At 44.9% G+C, this 18,368-nt stretch carries 14 protein-coding genes and 1 pseudogene; 5 read left to right on the top strand and 10 right to left on the bottom strand.

From position 1 onward, the window contains the following. Positions 1 to 122: 122 nt before the first annotated feature. Both AC3CID_RS15930 and AC3CID_RS15925 read left to right on the top strand, forming a co-directional pair. Positions 123 to 617: a hypothetical protein gene (locus AC3CID_RS15930; RefSeq protein WP_004732800.1), complete on the top strand. Its 495-nt coding sequence runs from the start codon at positions 123 to 125 to the stop codon at positions 615 to 617. A 12-nt stretch (positions 618 to 629) separates the two neighbouring features. Beyond that, complete coding sequence (locus AC3CID_RS15925) at positions 630 to 2,258, top strand: ABC transporter ATP-binding protein (protein WP_488527661.1); 1,629 nt, start codon at positions 630 to 632, stop codon at positions 2,256 to 2,258. Between the two features lie 493 nt (positions 2,259 to 2,751). On the opposite strand, the pseudogene AC3CID_RS15920 reads toward AC3CID_RS15925, so the two are convergent. Then, positions 2,752 to 2,865, bottom strand: a pseudogene (locus tag AC3CID_RS15920) (IS6 family transposase); the annotation flags it as partial. Between the two features lie 174 nt (positions 2,866 to 3,039). Here AC3CID_RS15920 and AC3CID_RS15915 point away from each other — a divergent pair. Next, positions 3,040 to 3,276: a TA system antitoxin ParD family protein gene (locus tag AC3CID_RS15915; protein ID WP_017100443.1), complete on the top strand. Its 237-nt coding sequence runs from the start codon at positions 3,040 to 3,042 to the stop codon at positions 3,274 to 3,276. Further along, positions 3,248 to 3,550, top strand: coding sequence for a type II toxin-antitoxin system RelE/ParE family toxin (locus tag AC3CID_RS15910; RefSeq protein ID WP_048660731.1), 303 nt, complete (start codon positions 3,248 to 3,250; stop codon positions 3,548 to 3,550). The genes AC3CID_RS15915 and AC3CID_RS15910 overlap by 29 nt, the downstream gene beginning before the upstream one ends. Before the next feature lie 374 nt (positions 3,551 to 3,924). Here the strand turns inward: AC3CID_RS15910 and AC3CID_RS15905 are convergent, their stop codons facing one another. Both AC3CID_RS15905 and AC3CID_RS15900 read right to left on the bottom strand, forming a co-directional pair. Further along, entirely contained in the window at positions 3,925 to 4,938 is a 1,014-nt protein-coding gene (locus AC3CID_RS15905; protein ID WP_054541431.1) for a LacI family DNA-binding transcriptional regulator, read from the bottom strand. Between the two features lie 80 nt (positions 4,939 to 5,018). Next, entirely contained in the window at positions 5,019 to 8,093 is a 3,075-nt protein-coding gene (locus tag AC3CID_RS15900; RefSeq protein ID WP_488527660.1) for a GH116 family glycosyl hydrolase, read from the bottom strand. A gap of 64 nt (positions 8,094 to 8,157) precedes the next feature. Between AC3CID_RS15900 and AC3CID_RS15895 the strand changes: the two genes are divergently transcribed. After that, on the top strand, positions 8,158 to 9,105 hold the full coding sequence (locus AC3CID_RS15895; RefSeq protein WP_488527659.1) for an aldose 1-epimerase: 948 nt from the start codon (positions 8,158 to 8,160) through the stop codon (positions 9,103 to 9,105). A 73-nt stretch (positions 9,106 to 9,178) separates the two neighbouring features. Here AC3CID_RS15895 and AC3CID_RS15890 read toward each other — a convergent pair whose 3' ends face one another. The 7 genes from AC3CID_RS15890 to AC3CID_RS15860 form a co-directional block, all read right to left on the bottom strand. Next, a complete protein-coding gene (locus tag AC3CID_RS15890) occupies positions 9,179 to 11,593 on the bottom strand; it encodes a glycoside hydrolase family 94 protein (protein ID WP_488527658.1) in 2,415 nt (804 codons plus the stop codon). A gap of 93 nt (positions 11,594 to 11,686) precedes the next feature. Beyond that, entirely contained in the window at positions 11,687 to 12,778 is a 1,092-nt protein-coding gene (locus tag AC3CID_RS15885; protein WP_171310979.1) for an ABC transporter ATP-binding protein, read from the bottom strand. Further along, positions 12,778 to 14,127 carry a GH1 family beta-glucosidase gene (locus AC3CID_RS15880; RefSeq protein ID WP_171310980.1) on the bottom strand — a complete coding sequence of 450 codons (1,350 nt, stop codon included), beginning with the start codon at positions 14,125 to 14,127 and terminating at the stop codon, positions 12,778 to 12,780. Before AC3CID_RS15880 ends, AC3CID_RS15885 begins: the two co-directional genes overlap by 1 nt. 17 nt (positions 14,128 to 14,144) lie before the next feature. Next, positions 14,145 to 14,993 carry a carbohydrate ABC transporter permease gene (locus tag AC3CID_RS15875; RefSeq protein ID WP_017077012.1) on the bottom strand — a complete coding sequence of 283 codons (849 nt, stop codon included), beginning with the start codon at positions 14,991 to 14,993 and terminating at the stop codon, positions 14,145 to 14,147. A gap of 46 nt (positions 14,994 to 15,039) precedes the next feature. After that, complete coding sequence (locus AC3CID_RS15870; protein WP_102551672.1) at positions 15,040 to 16,026, bottom strand: carbohydrate ABC transporter permease; 987 nt, start codon at positions 16,024 to 16,026, stop codon at positions 15,040 to 15,042. A 68-nt stretch (positions 16,027 to 16,094) separates the two neighbouring features. Then, positions 16,095 to 17,342: an ABC transporter substrate-binding protein gene (locus AC3CID_RS15865; protein WP_488527657.1), complete on the bottom strand. Its 1,248-nt coding sequence runs from the start codon at positions 17,340 to 17,342 to the stop codon at positions 16,095 to 16,097. Positions 17,343 to 17,360: 18 nt separating this feature from the next. Continuing rightward, positions 17,361 to 18,368 carry a LacI family DNA-binding transcriptional regulator gene (locus AC3CID_RS15860; RefSeq protein ID WP_488527656.1) on the bottom strand — a complete coding sequence of 336 codons (1,008 nt, stop codon included), beginning with the start codon at positions 18,366 to 18,368 and terminating at the stop codon, positions 17,361 to 17,363.

Genomic DNA, 18,368 nt, shown 5'->3' with positions numbered 1-18,368 from the left:
TGAGCCATTTTTAAGAATAACCGGCCACTTTATTTACCAACTTAACATGTGAATGATTTTAATTTGCATTTGATAATAAATATCATTAACATTTTCAGATATCATAAATTGAGGATGTGGATATGGAAATTGAACGATGCTGGATGCACTACCTAAAAGCTGAACAGTTAATGGAACAAGGTCACTGGCCAGAAGCACAGCGCCTGTATGGTGATGTTCTAACGTCTCTTCCTCACCACATCCAAGATGCTGCATACCAAAGCGACATCAAGCCCTGCCAATTTGCCTGTCTACTTGCAGGGCTTCGAGACGCAAGTGTCGCTCAATCGGAGATTTTCAACCGTTTAGGCCATCATCAACAAGCCTTCGACACCTTGAATCAGTCTTACGCACTGATGCAATTTATCTCTCTCGAAAGCACAGAACTGATCCAACGCACCTATTCACTGCTGGAAAAACAGAGTGAAGATCTACTCAATCATTTGATCGCTTTTTGCAGTGCTCAACGCAGTTCGTATTGGATGCTCGAACTAGAACAAATTCAACGTGCTCATCACCATTTTGGGCAACTTAAAACCACGTCAGAAGTGAAATCTTCACCTAATGTCTTAAATTGATAAGGATATATCATGTCGGACCGGGCCATTCTTAAAGTCAATAACCTCTCCGTTAGCTTCACAACCAATGATGGAATCATTGATGCGGTAAAAAAGGTTAACTTTACCCTTAATTCTAGCGAAACCTTGGCCATTGTTGGTGAATCAGGTTCAGGTAAATCAGTCTCTTCTAACGCACTCATGCGTTTGCTCCCTGATAACGCCATCATTGATGCTCAATCTGAAATAGAATTTGAGGGGCAATCAATACTTGGCAAGACTGAACGAGAAATGCAGTCGATTCGTGGCGATAGAATCGGCATGATCTTTCAGGAACCGATGACCTCTCTCAACCCATACCTTCGCGTGGGCACACAAGTGGCAGAAGCCATTATGTGTCACCGCAATGTATCGAAATCAAAAGCAAAACAGCGTGTGCTAGAGCTCTTCAATCTTGTGTATTTACCCATGCCAGAGCAAGCATATAACAAATACCCGCACGAGTTTTCAGGCGGTCAGTTGCAGCGCATCATGATTGCGATGGCTTTGATCAACGAGCCCGACATTTTGATTGCCGACGAACCGACCACCGCATTGGATGTGACCGTACAAGCGGAAGTACTTTCTCTTATCAAAGAAATCCAAAACAAAATGGGCATGGCAATTTTGTTCATCACCCATGACCTTGGCGTAGTAAAACATTTTGCCGACCGTGTTCTGGTGATGTGCAAAGGTGAGCTAGTTGAAGAAGGGATGACTCAAGCCTTATTCGAGAATCCAAGACACGATTACACACGCATGCTGATTAACTCGATTCCTAAAGGCGCTAAGGTTCCTGTTGAGGCGTCAGCCCCAGAGCTATTGTCTGCTGACGATATCCGAGTTCAGTTCTTGGTTAAATCACATTTCATCAAGAGTAAAAGTCAGTACTTCGAAGCCGTAAAAGGCATTTCGTTGAATCTTAAACAAGGCGAAACGCTAGGCATTGTGGGGGAATCAGGGTCAGGTAAATCGACCCTTGGACGTGCATTAATTGGCTTGCTGCCAAGTACCGGACGTATTGTTTACAAAGGCCAAGACGTTAGCTTATTAAATGATAAAGAGCGTCACAAGCTCAAGAAAGATGTCCAAATGGTGTTCCAAGATCCTTATGGTTCTTTATCACCACGCATGACAGTTGGGGAAATCATCACCGAAGGCTTAACGGTGCATCAACCTCATCTATCCAAGCAAGAACGTTTAGAAAGAGCGCGCAAAGCATTGATTGAAGTTCGCTTAGAGCCGAATTCAATAAACCGTTATCCGCATGAGTTCTCAGGCGGGCAAAGACAACGTATCGCGATTGCTCGCGCACTGATTCTAGAGCCTTCTTTCATTTTGCTGGATGAACCGACTTCGGCACTCGATCGCTCAGTACAACTGACCGTGATTGACCTGCTCAAAGACATTCAAGCCAAGCACAATATCGGCTTTCTGTTCATCAGCCACGACCTCTCGGTAGTGAAAGCACTGTCAGATCGCGTATTGGTGATGCAGAAGGGTGAAGTGATGGAAGAAGGGTCTGCAGAAGAGATTTTCAATGCACCGAAAAATGACTACACCAAGAAGTTAATCGCAGCGTCATTCGACTTAGAAAATAAATCGAAAAAAAATGCGGCGTAACGGGAACTAATCAACATTAACAGCGTCTTATAAGTACATTCTGAATATGTATCGCTACTCAAGATAGTTGGAGTTGCAGCTAGGCAACAAATAAGTTCAGCCCTATGAGCATAGGGGCTCTATGTGATTAGGGTGAACTTAGGCAGTTAACAACGCTGCGGCTACAAATATGAAGAGTAGAATGGATTGAAATCTAGAATGGATATAGCAAAACTGGTTTGGCCGCCAAAAGAGAAATGTCGCATGGATGCGACATTTTTCGTTTCTGGCGTATATGAAAAATCAACTCAGTGATTATGAAGGTTTGCTCAAATTGACGGACTTTTAACAGGGTTAGCTGATAGTCGGATCACAGCCGAAGAGTGGCTTGGTTCAACTCATTTTTGGACAAAAATTTATTAGCGTATCTGCGAAATTAGCAATTAATGAATAACTCCAAGTATGGAAAATCGCTTAACTTAGCGTTCAGTGTTGATGGTGCGGGTTACACAACGACACCACGCTCACTCTGAATCTCTTCGATTTCACAATAACTGAGTTTATAGGCGAGATAATAACGTACGATTTCAAGAATAACTTCAGAAGGAAAGTGGCAGCCTTTAAACATTAAGAGTCAGTAACATGAATGGAAATTAAGCAAATCTTAACTTAAAGACTCAAAGTTTGCGACAGAACCCCAAAGCCTCACACCAGCAGGTCTTTTGCTGCAAGTTGCCACATATGATGCAATGCGCTACAATTGACATCAACAAACAAATGACCATCGACCAAGGTAAGACATATGGCTACTACAAGCGTTAGACTTGATGAGAGCCTAGTAGACAGAGCTGCAACCATTGGAACAGCTTTAAATCGAACGACCCCCAAGCAAATTGAGCATTGGGCGAAAATAGGCAAGATCATGGAGGATAACCCTGACTTAACCTACGAGTTCGTACTGCAGGCAATCATCGCTAAAGCCGAATTAGAGCACGGGAATACGACCTCTTATGAATTTAGCGAAAGTAACAAAGATTGAGCAAACTACGACATTTGCCAAGACCGTAAAAAAGCTACACAAAAACCAGAAACAAGATCTAGATAAAGCAGTAAAAGAGGTTATAGAAAACCCTTTTATTGGCGTGATGAAGAAAGGCGATTTGTCTTTTCTTAGGGTGCACAAGTTTAAGATGAACAAGCAGCTCACCTTGCTTGGGTACAACTACGATGAAGACGGGACGTTAGTCCTGACCCTAATGGCGTTGGGCAGTCATGAAAACTTTTATCGAGATGCATCCAGAACATTTAGATAACCAAAGCCTCGCCAAGCGCGAGGCTTTTTTGTGCCCCTCAAACACCTACAAACTGATCGAAAAAGAACTTAAGGTTAGCTAACGCTGAAGGAAAGGTGGAATCTACCCCCGTGAAACATCACGGGGATTAACAGCATGAGAAGAGTGGATAAGTTTTAGTATGGTAAAAACCCATGAACAGGATGTGAATGAGTAAAAGGTCTAGCCAATAATGGGGCAGAAGTGTTTTAGCTTACCTACCCCATATTGAACAATGTAAACGCGTAAATATCAGCAGTGAGATCGATAGCTTTACTCAGCGATACCTGCCCAATGCCCTGCATTTACGTCAATCCGAATCATCACGGACGCATACCTTGATGCTTATCTTGAAATTAACGATACAATGATTTGGTCGACTCTCTGACGATTAAATCAATGGGTGGCAATCGAGCTTCATGCCTCTCGCCAGATAACAAGTTCAAAATCGACTGAGCACACACCTCACCAATCTCTTCAATCGGCTGTCTCAGCGTCGTCAGGGCTGGCGTGAAATACTTAGACGTAGGCAAGTCATCAAAGCCAATCACAGACACATCTTCTGGCACTTTATAACCGTGATCATGCAATGCCTTAATCGCACCGTAAGCCGTTTGGTCATTAGCAGCAAATAAGGCGGAGAAGTGAACCTTCGACTCTATCAATTCAACGGTTTTCTCGTAGCCTGACTCACTGCTGAAATCACCCTGTTTAACGAGTTTTGGCATCACTTTTATGCCCGCCTCTTGAAGTGCTTTCTTATAGCCTTCAAAGCGATTCCCCGAATCAGGTTGACTTGAAAGCCCCTTAATATGAGCAATATTCACATGCCCTTGTTGCAGTAAATGTAAGGTTGCCATGTAGCCGCCCAACACGTTATCAATGTTGATGGAGCGGACGTTATTCTCAACAAAATCGTAGCCAACCATCACGATAGGAATGTCTTGTGCATACTTGGCAATCTCTTCCTGAGTGATGCTTCCTGTCACGATGATCATGCCATCCACGTTACTTTTTGCGAGATACTCCAACGCGTGCATTTCCAACTTTTTCTGCCAATGCCCTGTCGCGATCACTAACGAATAGCCTTGAGCGATCAGTGTTTTCTCCATGTCATTGAGAATACGACTGGTATAAGGGCTGTCAGGGTGTTGCACCAACACACCAATGGTGAGTGAACGTCGGTTGGTGTTTTCTTGCATTTGAAAATTAGGTTTGTAGCCAGTATCTTTAATCGCTTGCTCAATATTTTGGCTTTTATCGTCAGACACATAAGTGGTTCGATTAAGGAAGCGAGACACGGTGCTGGGAGAAACGCCAGCCAGTCTTGCTACATCGTATACGGTGGTTTTTTTTGTTTTAGTACGCATCTCGATACCTTAAATTCAATCGATTAAAGGGAGCGTAATCGCCCCCTCTTTTTCATTTCACCAGTTAGTTTTTAGTTCTTTCAGTACAAATAGGCGAAGATCATCCCCGGTCTGAAGTAACGACCAGCCGTATATTTCAAGCCAGTACTCAGTAACCATTTGTGTAAGCCTGCCAGCTTTTCTAGCGGGATTTCACCGCTCAACATTTTAACAAAATTATCATTATCTTTCGTCAATGTTGGATTGATACGACCGTCAGGTAGCACACAGTTTTGACATTTAAGTACACTTAGCCAGTTTTTCGCATCATTTTTCGACACTTTAAATGCTTCTATAAGATCTGTCTCATTGACAGACACAGAGCAATTGAATCCTTCTGGCGCTGCAAATGGAATTTTCGAATAGTCATAGAGTGCGGTATACACGGTATCCATCAATGTTTCTGCTTGCTGTGATTTACCCGCTAAATTCAACGCTGTTGCCACACTAAACTGAACACCAATCCACACATCTTGTGCCTGAAATGCTTCATGTGGTGAGCCATCGGCTAACGTCATATTCGCAACACCCAACTCAGGACTGTTAATTTCGAAGTTATGCTTATAAACATAGTCCAATGCGCGTTGGATATTCTCTTGCGGGAAAATACCGTCCAAGCCGATGAGCTTTAGGTAACTGTCGGCCAACAAGGCATCACCAAAACTGTTGTCAGAATCTGGCACTAAATCTAAGTATTCTTGTGTAAAAGCTTGAGGCGCAGTCTCACTCAGCAAGCGTTTCTTAGAGACTCTTTGAGATACCTTACTAATGTTGATGGAGGTATCCGTTTCATTTAAATAGGCATTTAGCGTGTTCTTGTCAGCAATCGCATCACCCGTCAAAGTCAGGCCCAAGGTTTCCAGAGCTTGATAGCCCGCACCGGTTAGATGCTTGGCTTGAACTGGCGTAACGAAGAAGTGGTAGTAACCCTCTTTGTCATCCCACAAGCTTTGCTCAACCGTGGCTAACGCCTTTTTAGAACGCGTTAAGTAACCGCTAGCTCGCTCGCTTTCACCCATCAATTGTGCAAGTTCGCTCGCGGCTTGTAGGCCAGCAACCCAAAGGCTCGCACAGTAAATTGAAATGCCGTGAGACGCGAGGTTATCAAAGGTATCGTCTGTGCCTCGGGTTAGTGGTAAATCGTCACCTTCAGCGATCAAATTCGATAAGAAATCGATGCTTTCAGTTACCGCTTGCCAGCACTCTTTAACCACAGAGAGATCTTGGGTGTTTTGGTAATGGCGGTACACCATCAGAATGTATTTCGGCGCTAAGTCCTTCCACTCTTTCACGTTGTGCCAGCTGTAAGCATCGGGCTGGATGTCAAACGGACTACCCAAGTCGTGGATTACCGCACCTCGAATTGCACGCACGCCTTGGTACTTGTCATCAATCAATTCGGCATTGGGCGTCGCTTCGTATTCCCAGTAGCGGCGCTCGGTAAAGTCTTCCGCCAAAATGGCCTTAGAAAACTCTTTCATCACGCAGCCATCAAGCTCAGGCAACAAATAAAGCAGTGAGAATGAGCCGTAGAAATACACATCCAGAGAGTTAAAGAATGGGTAGTCGACACACTCTTTTACTAAGAATTTATCTTCTTTATCCCATACCGTTGATTCCGCTAAGAACGACAATGAATTCATCGCCATCGTCGCATAACGCAATGCCGATTCTGGCTGCGATATCTTGCTTTGAGCTTGCTTTAGGAAAGCCGTTTGTTGCTCGACGATCTGTTGCTCAATCGCTTCTAGCTCTGGTAATACCTCTTCTAACATCGGCAGAGCCGGGGTCGCTTGCGGGTAAAACTGCGTGTAAGCCTTGTCTGAATGCCAGCCATTAAGCATGACTTTGCTGTGCGCCATTACCTGCGCAAAACGCAGATCAATAGACTCACCCGCTTCCAATTCAACCTGAACCACCACCAATGCGCTCAGAGCTTCACGCCCTGTGTAGATACCGGTTTGGAACTCAGTGTTTGTGCGGCCTGTTTTCAGTGCGAACTCTGTTTGCTGAGCACTCTTAGAGGTGTAAAGCGTTGGCTTCGCAGAAATCGAGACCTTGCCAGATTTCGTCAAATGGTTATCCGCTTGAACACCAAACACCACTTCGCCTTCAATATCGCTCTGATAAGGCGATTGGCTAGACAGCTGAACACCGGTAAAGCTGTGACTTTCGCCTTTTAAGTTAACCACTTCATGCTGCTGAGCGATCGGATTTTGAGATAAGGTACAAGCCGAATCTTGAATGCCATCGCGACCTTTTTGATAGGTTGAACCAATCAAGTTTTGTAGCGGTTGAGCAAGCGTAATAACTCGAGTTTGCGCTGAATTATTGGTTAATTCGAAGTGATTCCAGTGCATCGGTAATGAACAAAGGCGTTTGTTCTCTTTAACGATCGGAGATACTACCTTACGCTTTATATTAATATCTTCGAAGCTGCTGTATTTATATTCAGCTAATGGATACAAAGCTTGATATTCTATATCCCTACCATTAACACTATCTATATGATTATTATCACCCGCGGTAAGCGATAATAACTTCGTTGTATCATTTGTTAATAAACCATTAAAGAAATCTAAGGAGACATATAATTGACAAATTGTTGAAGCTGAATCTTCTTCAATTAACAATTGAGTCTTATTTGAAAATTCAACGTTCCATTTTGTAAAGTTAGCTTTATTTTCTTGGTAGAAGCGACCATTTTTTAATGCTGCTTGAATGAGACTAATCGCATTCGACATGTTTCTACTTTCAATCTTTTTTCCATCGAACAAAGCCGGATAAAAGTTCAGGTGAACGCTTAGCTCTTGTTCATTAATAACTTGCAGCGTGTCGATGGTTGGCACATTCATCACTGACGCATAAAAATCATTAAAATTAATAACTTGCTCTGAACAATCAACAAATATTCCCGGAATAAAGCTGAAATTTGGTGTTTTGCCGTTTGGCGTCAGTGTAAATGTGTTACCAATTCCGCCCACCGCCATACCGGTATTTTCTGGTGTGGTAGAAATTGGCGTGTACCAAGGTTGAATAAATTCAACTGCATCACCTTTTTTACATAAGTGTTCCGAATTTCCTGAGTAGCTCGTATATGGAATTTTATTATTCATTTTAAAACCGCCATTGAATATTTTTTTCTTCTTGTTAATATCTTTTAAAAATGGAGACATCAACATGTTTAAAATTATAAATGAAAAATTTGGAAATATTGACTCTGTCACATTAATAAACCACCAACATGGTATAGAACTTCAAATAATCAATGGATTTGGTTCTATTATTAATAAATATATCGTAAATAACAGTCCATTCTCTTTTATTTGTGGTTATCAGAATTATGATGAACTGATCAACCAACATCCGTTCTTTTCCCGCAGTGCTAAATTATTCCCTTTTCCAAACCGTTTAAACTTAGGTCGTTACAGTTTCGATAACCAAAACCATCAACTCCCAGCTAACTTTCCTTGGTCTGATCACGCCGTACATGGCCTGCTCTACAACCAACCTTTTTCAATCACAAACAGCGTAGCCACTGAAGAATCCGCCAGTGTGACGTTGCAGTATCAAACGTCATCTTTGCATCCTGCTTTCCCGTTTGCGTTCAACCTTAAAGTCACCTTCACTATCGATATCACGGGTAAACTCACTTCCTCAACGACCGTCTCTAATCTTGGTGATTCTGCATTCCCATTCGGTGATGCTTGGCACCCTTATTTCTCACTCGGCACTGAGCTAGAACAATGTGGACTCGCTATGTCGCCTTGCTCTGAGGTCATCCACGAAAACGACCTACCCAATGGTGAAAAACTGGCTTTTGACTGTTTGTCTTTGGAGGATTCACTCACCAATCAAAGCTTAAATCACTGCTTTGAATTTGATTCCAAGACAACCAATCAACTTGCGTTTACGCGCTCAGATTTGTCTGCCGCAATTCGCTACCAACAAGATGCAAGCTACCCATTCGTTCAGCTGTACACGCCAACTAGCGAGCAAAGTATTGCAATAGAACCAATGACTTGCCCAGCTGATGCGTTCAATAACCAGATAGGCTTATTGACACTTAGCCCGAACCAATCTCAGACCTTTACTTGGCAATGCCAAGCTAGTTATCAACCAAAGTGATGCAACCAAAATAAAGCGACACTAAAGAGAAACCAAAAAGCAATAAAGGGCGCATAAAGCGCCCTTCTCTTTGTTAACCTAAAATCACCTTGATGGTGTGCTCACCCGATGTAAACACTGGCGCTTTATTACCTGAAATTAGGTCACCGTTGACCTTCATTTCAACCACTCCCTTACACACGTTATTTGGGTTGGTAACATGGATATTGTAGGTCGCGCCACGGAACTGACGACGGACTTTGAACTCAGGCCACTCAGCCGGAATACAAGGGTCCACCAGCAAACCATCCACTTCAGGGCGAACACCCAGAATCCACTGCGTACCCGCTACGTATGTCCAAGATGAGGTACCAGACAACCATGCATTACGACCTAGGCCGAACTGTTTATGTTCGTCGCCCAAAATGTTTTGAGGGTAGCAGTATGGCTCAGATTCGAAGGTATCAATGTCATCATTCTTAGAAGCTGGGTTGATTTGACGGTAGTACTCGTAAGCACGCTCACCGTTGCCCATTTTCGCTTCTGCGATCATCACCCAAGGGTTAGAGTGCAGGAAGATGCCGCCATTCTCTTTCGCACCTGGTGGGTACGTCGAAACGCCACCTAGCTGCGGATCAAAGCCGTTGTAGCCAGGTGTTGAAAGCTTGATGCCATTGGTGGTGTTCAGCTTGTTGTAAACAGAATCTAGAGCTTGAGTTGCACGCTCTTGTGTTGCAAAACCAGAGATCACAGGCCAGCTTTGACCATTGGTGTAGATTTGACCTTGCTCGTTTTTATGAGAACCGATTGGCAAACCTTGCTCATCAAAGTAACGAACAAACCATTCACCATCCCAGCCGCACTCATTGACCGTGCTCTGCATCTGTTGGTACTGATCGTTAAACTTAGCCGTCAGTTGCGCTTCGCCACGCAGCTCACACAAATCCAACATATCGAGCAATGCTTTGCCGTACATGTTTGCCACCATCATCGACTCAGCACCCGTTGGCAGGTTCACCGTGTCATTCCAGTCAGCAAAACCTAATAACGGTAGACCGTGCTCACCAGTATTGGTGTAAGTAAATTCAATCGCGCGGCACAGGTGGTTCCAAACCGTTCCCGTTTCAACTGGGTTGCCGGCCTTGTCTTTTTGATAGAACGGAATCTCTTTATTCAAGAAGTCTGCATTGCCCGTTTCTTTCACATATTGAGTGACCGCGTAGATGATCCACAGATGATCATCGCCGTAGTAATCCGGGCGATCTTCTTCTTCACGTGAGTCACCCGCGTTCGCTTCCATCGTTGATGGGAAGAACTGATGCATCGCAGAACCGTTAGTGTTCTGAACAGACAACAGACGCTCAATGAACTCGCGCGCTTCTTCCGGCATGTGAGTAATTACGCCTAAAGTATCTTGCGAAGAATCACGGAAACCGATGCCACGCGCGCCATAGCCAAGCTGATACAGAGACAAGTAACGAGACCAGTTTTTGGTTGTGTGACACTGACGTGGGTTATGTACGTTAAGCATCGAGTTCATCGCTGGATCTGGCGTTTCAACCTGAACCGCTTGTAGGTAACCATCCCAATGTTCAGCCAGTTCAGCGAAAGCAGAATCGACCACTTGATGGTCACGATATTTAGCCAATAGAGGCAATGCTGCTTCTAGGCTCTGTTCTTGCGCGATTTGTACAATCGTACGTTCGGTCTGCTCTGGAGATAACCAGCCTAGACGCAGGTTCAGTGCGCCAATGTTATCGCCACGCAAGCACTCAGTATTACCCAGTTCATCATTGTTTAGCGCTTCTGGCGCTGCCCATGTACCGTATCCCAAATTGCCTAAAAACGACTGGCGATCACCGTCAAAAGAAGTCGCAGGGCGATCCGCTGTCATAAGGTTCACCGCGTAGTCACGCTTCATGAAAGCATACTGCTCAAGCACGGTATGACCAGACTCTTGCTGATGCGCTTTAAGCGTCATAGTTTGTGGAACCCAGTCTGCGTTTAACAGTTGCTTAAGTGCATCGAAGTGTGTGAATTCATACACAGGTACCACATCAACATGCAGCGCTTTGTCTGAAATGTTGGTTACTTTGATGTCTTGCAACAGTACTTGGTCAGCTTTTGGCACAAAGAAGGTCGCTTCACAACGCACACCAAAGGCTTCTGCAATGATGGTGGTGTATGACAAACCCGTATGGTTTTCAAACTTATCAAGCGGCTTCAGAGTGGGTGTGTAGAACGGTGAGAACACCTCTACATTGCCCGCTTCATCACGTACCTTAAGGTATAGGGTCGAGCCTTTGAAGTCTGAGTTTGGCAGTTGTGCAATGTACTTGGTTATACGGTTAAGTGCAGGATCGCCCTTACACAACAGCACACCACCGTTGCTATCGACAATGCCACCGAAATCTAATGTGCCAACATAGTTACACCATTTAATCGGTGTACATGGCGTGGTTGCTACGTATTCTTTGTTTTTATCGTCAAAATATCCGAATTTCATCATCACTATCCCTAGCCCCTCCCAAATCAGGAGGAGCCAAAACAATTTGTCGTAAGTTGGTTGGTGTCAGCTCAATGGCTGATTTAAATTGACTCGCTAGCTCGCTAGCGAGTTCTCACTCAGTGCGTCGAACAGGTGGAAAGCATCCAAATCCAAATAAAGTGTCAGCTCTTTCACATCCACTTCAGCCGCTTGGGTTTCAACCATCAGCGGTTGACCGCCAATTTCTGTTTTCAGAAGAATGCTTGCGCCCAGTAATTCCTTGTCTTTGATTTTCACAGGGAATGGCAGCACGCGGTCGTGGTCAACTTGCTCGGCACGTAGGTGAATGTCCGTTGGACGAACACCAAAATGCAGCGCTAGGTTCTTAGATGCCAGAGACTTAAAGCGCTCAGGAAGTGGGATATGAACATCGCCAATTTCAACGAAGTACTCACCTTCAGTCTCAGTCAGTTTCGCTTCCAGCATATTCATTGACGGGTTACCAATGAATTGCGCGACAAACTTGTTAGCAGGGCGTTGGAACACCTCAGTTGGCGTACCGACTTGTGCCACATAACCGTCTTTCAGAATCACGATACGATCCGCCAGTGTCATCGCTTCAATCTGATCGTGCGTTACGTAAATCGTGGTCGTTTTTAGTTCACGGTGCAGGTGTTTGATCTCTTCACGCATCACACCACGAAGTTTCGCATCTAGGTTAGATAGTGGCTCATCGAACAAGAAGACTTTAGGCGTACGAACCATCGCTCGGCCCATCGCAACACGCTGACGCTGACCACCAGAAAGCTCTTTTGGCTTACGGTTCAGTAGCGGGTCAAGCTCTAGCATTTTCGCCGCTTTTAGCACTTCTACGTCGATGTCTGCTTTCGGCATGCCTTTCAGTTTTAATGCAAAGGCGATGTTCTCGTACACCGTCATATGTGGGTACAGAGCGTAGCTTTGGAATACCATCGCCAAGTCACGGTCTTTCGCGTCGACTTTATTCATCAACTTACCGCCAACTACGATGTCACCAGAGCTGATGCTTTCAAGGCCAGCAAGCATGCGTAGCGTTGTTGATTTACCACAGCCAGATGGGCCAAGGAAAACCACGAACTCGCCGTCTTCAACCGTAAAATCAAACTCTTTTACAACCTCAACATCACCGAATGATTTCTTGATGTTCTTAAATTCTACTTTAGCCATTATCTGTTCTCCTCAGCGCGCTCTAGAAGCATATTTCGGTACGCAATTGCGCTCTGTTTCAATGTTCTTTCTTGGGTGGTGTAGTCAACATGGACAATGCCAAAACGCTGGCAGTAGCCGAATGCCCACTCAAAGTTATCCATCAAGCTCCAAGCGAAGTAACCATCGACTTTCACACCCGCTTCAACGGCGTTGTGAACCGCTTCGATGTGACCTTGGAAATAACGAACTCGTTGGTCATCCATCACTTGTCCGTTAACGCGCTCGTCGTTGCCTGCAGCACCATTCTCTGTAATGTAGATAGGTGGCATATTTTCGTAACGAGCATCCAGTCTTACCAATAAATCGGTTAAACCTTGTGGGTTAATCTCCCAGCCAATGTAAGTGTGTTCAGCTTCAGTTTGTTTCACCGATTCAATATCGCCGTTCTCATTGAAGCGAGCGACATTGCGTGTGTAGTAGTTGATACCGATGTAATCGACAGGTGCGCTGATGATGTCTAAATCACCTTCAAGGATCATTGGCATGTTCATCGCTTGGCGTTCAACCACTAACTGTGGGTACTCGCCTTTCAATACTGGGTCGATGAACCAGTGGTAGTTTTCCGCTTCACAGTAGTCTGCTGCCGCTTGGTCTTGTGGTGTGAACGGGTAAGCTGGCGTCGCATTGAATACCACACCATGCTTGGCATGAGGGGCATTCTTGCGAAGAATCGGCATAGCCAAACCATGTGCTAGCATTAGGTGGTGAGACGCTAGGTAGCCCTCTTTTTCACCCTTGATACCTGGTGCGTGTTCGCCCCAGCGGTAGCCTAGGAATGCAGACACAAACGGTTCATTCAGCGTGGTGTACACATCGATGTTGTCACCAAAGTATTTACTCACCACTTCTGCGTATTCTGCGAATTTGTAAGACGTTTCTCGGTTTAGCCAGCCACCCTTATCTTCAAGGTATTGCGGAAGATCCCAGTGATAAAGCGTCACATACACCTTCATTCCACGAGCATGGCACTCATCAATAATTTGCTCGTAAAACTCTAAGCCTTGTTGGTTCACTACACCGTCTTGCGGCAGGATGCGCGGCCATGCAATAGAGAGACGGTAAGCATCAACGCCTAAACCTTGTATCATCTCGATGTCTTGCTTCCAAAGGTGGTAGTGGTCACACGCCACATCACCATTGTCGCCGTTATCGACCTTGCCCGGCGTCTTACAGAAAGTGTCCCAGATAGACGGTGTACGACCGCCCTCTTCAACGCCGCCTTCAATTTGGTATGAAGATGTCGCGACACCGAATACAAATTCCTTACTGCGTAACTTTGAATCACTTGGAAGTTGATATTTATTCATTGTTATAACCCTTAAACCTAACCTTTGACTGCGCCGGACGTTAAACCACTGATCATCTGTTTCGATGCGAACAAGTAAGTAATCACGAGTGGTAAAATTGAAATTGTAGTACCTAGCATCACAGCGCCCCATGGCGTATTTGGAATGCCTTGAACGCTTCGTAGCGCCTGTGTAATCACGTAATTATCTGGGTTGTTAAGCACCACGAGAGGCTGCATAAACATGTTCCAGAAGAAAACGAACTGAACGATAGCCAATGTTGCGAGTGCAGGCTTCATAAGTGGCAGTACCACGCTCCAGTACGTTCTAAACTCACCAGCACCATCCAATTTCGCCGCTTCAAGTAACTCTTTTGGAATCGATGCAATCACGTGCTGACGCATCAAGAAGATACCAAATGGTGTCGTGGTGAACGGTAGCCATACCGCCATGTGGTTATCCAATAAGCCTAAGAATTTCACTATCATGAAGTAAGGGATCAAGCTAAGCACAGGCGGAATCGCCATTGAGCCAACCAGCATGCCGAACAACACGTTCTTACCGCGGAACTTAAACACAGCAAACGCGTAACCACCCATGCTACAAAACAGCAGCGAGATGGTGGTGCCTAAGAAAGCCACGTAAATCGAGTTAAACATCGCTTTCCAAAACGGCATGATTTCAAGCAATTTGGCGTAGTTAATCGCCAGGCTATCGCCAATCGCAAAGCTAATGCCCGTGCCGAAAATTTCAGAACGGTCACGCGTTGATAGCAGTGCCGACCATACAAATGGAAAGACTGTAATTAGCGCTGAAACAACCAGTAAAATGCCTAACATGACCATCAAGATCTTAGTCAGAATATACATGCTGCGTTCGCTTGGCATCAGTCCACTTAGTGGTGAGGTATTTGTCTTAATTGATGTCGACATCTTAATGTTCCCCTAAGCCTTTCTTACCGAAGAGTAAAAATTGAACCAATGTACAAGTCGCGATGAGTGCAAACAGTAACCATGAGATAGCAGATGCTGTGCCCATTTCTAGCCATTCCCAACCCACTTTGTAGAGGTACATCGAAATGGTTAAACCAGATTGACCTGTACCACCCGTACCACGTGTTAAAACGAACGGTTCTTCAAACATCTGCAAGTTACCGATGATGGTCATTGTGATAGCGAAGAAGATAAACGGACGAATCATAGGCAGTGATATATTCCAGAAGCGGCGGAAAGCATTAGCACCATCCATACGAGCGGCTTCTAAAATGTCTTTCGGAATCGTCATCAAACCTGTGGTGTACAGAACAATGTTAAAACCTGTGTATTTCCAGAAAACCATGATTGCGATAGACGGCTTCACCATAGTGGCATCGTCTAACCAACGGATTGGTTGGAAATCGTTAACCCAAGCAAATGCCCAACCAAACAGCGTGCTATCGGCCAGAGCCATCAGCGTTTGGTTAATGATTCCTGAGTTAGGAGAGTACATGTTGAAGAAAATCAGTGACGCTGCGACCGTTGAAGTGATAAACGGTAAAAAGTACGCTGATGTTAGCCAGTGACGCATGCGATCACCCATAGAAACCAACATGTAAGCCACTGGAATAGCAACTAAATGCTGAGCCACACCTGACGTGATAGCTAACCAAAACGTATTCTTCAATGAACGCCATAACCACGGGTCAGTCAAGGCAATATGATAGTTCTCAAAACCAACGAACTCCATTGCATCCATGCCTCTTACCGGGTTCCACTCGTGGAACGACAGGTAAACGGAGAACAACAGCGGGAAGATCCCAAATACAGAAAAAATGATCAGAAACGGCAGAAGAAATCCATACGGTGTAAGCGCTTTCAAATTTAGACGAGAAAAAAGACTTTTATCCGCAGGTTCCATCGTTGTGCTCGCTGTATGATTCATAGTAACGACCTCTTAAAAAAAGGAAGCGCGTTATCCACGCTTCCTCACTTACTTAAAGTAAAAATAAATTACAAACTGCGTGTGCGACGCTTGATTAGACGTTCAGCCTCTTTCAACGCTGTCTTGATATCTTTACCTTCATCAAGCACTTCCATTAACGCGTTCTCCAAAATTATAGAACGTGCAACGTGATCGCCTTGTGCTGGAGATACTGGTTTGATATTTTGCGCAACTTCAGCAAAAAGAAGACGTGCTTTTTGTCCGCCAAGGAACTCCATCTCCTCTTGGAAAAGCTCATCGTCATACGTGGTTACGTTAGAAGGGAAGGCCGCGATAGTCTCAAAGGCACCCAGCTGAACATCACGATCAGTCGTCATGTATTCAATAAGAGCCCACGCTTCATCTGGGTTGTCCGATTGAGTTGGAATAGAAAGGAATGAACCACCCCAGCTTCCGTAGATACCATCTGGAAGGTTAGAGACTGCCCATTTACCCGCAGTATCTGGAGCCATCCAGTTTTGAAGGTGACCCAATAGCCATGCGCCAGATAATTGAGTTGCTAACGTACCGTTACGGAAGCCTTCGTACCATTCGTTAGACCAAGCCAGAATGCGGCCGTCTAAGCCTTTGTCGCGAATCTCTTTTGCTACTTCAAAAGCGTGAACAAAACGCTCTGATGTCACCACTGGGTTACCATCTTTATCAAAATAAAGGCCTTCACCCTCAGGAACCGTCGTGAAGATAATGGCTTGTGCAACATCTGATGCTGAAGCGATAAGTTGTACGTTTTGCTCTTTCAGTTTTTCACCAGCAGCGATGTATGAATCCCAATCTTTGATTGCTTCATTAACATCAATGCCCGCTTTTTCAAATACATCGGTACGGTAGTACATAACACCTGGACCAAGGTCGACAGGGATGCCGTACATATCGCCGTCAGCGCCTTTGCCTTGTGCCCATGCGTAAGGTGCGAATCGATCTTCGTACTTATCTGCACCGTAGTTTTCAGACAAGTTAACTAGGCCGCCAGAGCCCACGAATGGACCAATTTTCTCAACGTCGACAACAATCACATCACCGGCACCAGAACCCGTTGCAAGGTTAGTGGTTAGTTTCGTATGGTGGTCACCGTGGTTGTTCATAAGGTAATCAACTTTGATACCCGTTTCCTTTTCGAAATCAGGCAGTAATACCTTTAGGCTGCTATCGAAATCAGGGAAACCGTCGAAACGAATTTCTTTGTCTGCTGCATTCGCAGCTGTTGTACCTAATCCTAAAGCAACCGCGCATGAAAGCGCTAAGGTCTTAAATTTCATGTTCTATCCTTAATATTTTTATAGGGTAACTGGTAAATCCGATACCGAGTTTCTAGTGACCAACGTCGGCAGCAATTTAAAGTTCACGTCATGTTTTATTTTTTTTAGCTTTTGTAGAGTGAGCTGCACTGCTTCAATGCTCATCTCTTCAATGGGGAAGTTAATGGTGGTCAAACTAGGGGTCAGATAACGCGCGAAGATGGTGTTATCAAAGCCCACCAGTGAGACGTCCTTCGGAACAGACAATCCCTCCTGATGTAAGACTTCGAATGCGCCAAATGCCATGTGATCGTTTGAAGCAAATACGGCCGTGAACCGACACTTACGATTTATCAGCTTCTTCATCGCACTGATGCCCGTCTCTTCAGTAAAGCCCGCTTCCGAGACTAATGCTTCATCGTATGGCACACCCGCTTCTTCCAAGGCCTTTCGATACCCCTGCAAACGCCCCCTAGCATCTGCTTTATCTAAAGGCCCGGTAATACACGCGATATCTGTATGTCCCTTTTGCAATAGATATTGAGTAGCGAGTAGCCCCCCGACTTCGTTATCAATATCAATGCAACTCATCGCCATTTCTGGGATGAAGCGGTTAATTAAAACCACAGGGGTCCCCTGTTCTTCCAATTCAATTAAATAGTCATCACTGAGCAGTTGAGTGTGAAGAATCAAAGCATCAACACGACGCCCCAATAGAAACTCCACCGACTCGCGCTGCCCTTGTTCGGTGTTCGAGCCCGCCGCAACAACAGCGTGGTAACCAAAGCGGCGTAGGTTTTCTTCTATGCTATGCAAGATGCCTGAATAGAAAGAGCCACCAAGCTCTGGAACAACAACGCCAACACTACCAGTACGACTTGAAGCCAAAGCTTGAGCGATAGAGTTCGGGCGATAACCCAATTCTTTGATCGCTTTTTCAACCTTTAGCTTCTTGTCATGACTGACTCGGCTAGTGCCATTAATAACCCTAGACACTGTCGCCTGAGACACACCTGCATGTTCTGATACGTGTTTAATTGTTGCCAC

This window comes from Vibrio sp. QJM3NY_21 (genome assembly GCF_057785975.1).
Note: the sequence above shows the minus strand (reverse complement) of the source record. Positions and strands in the feature narration are given on the sequence as shown.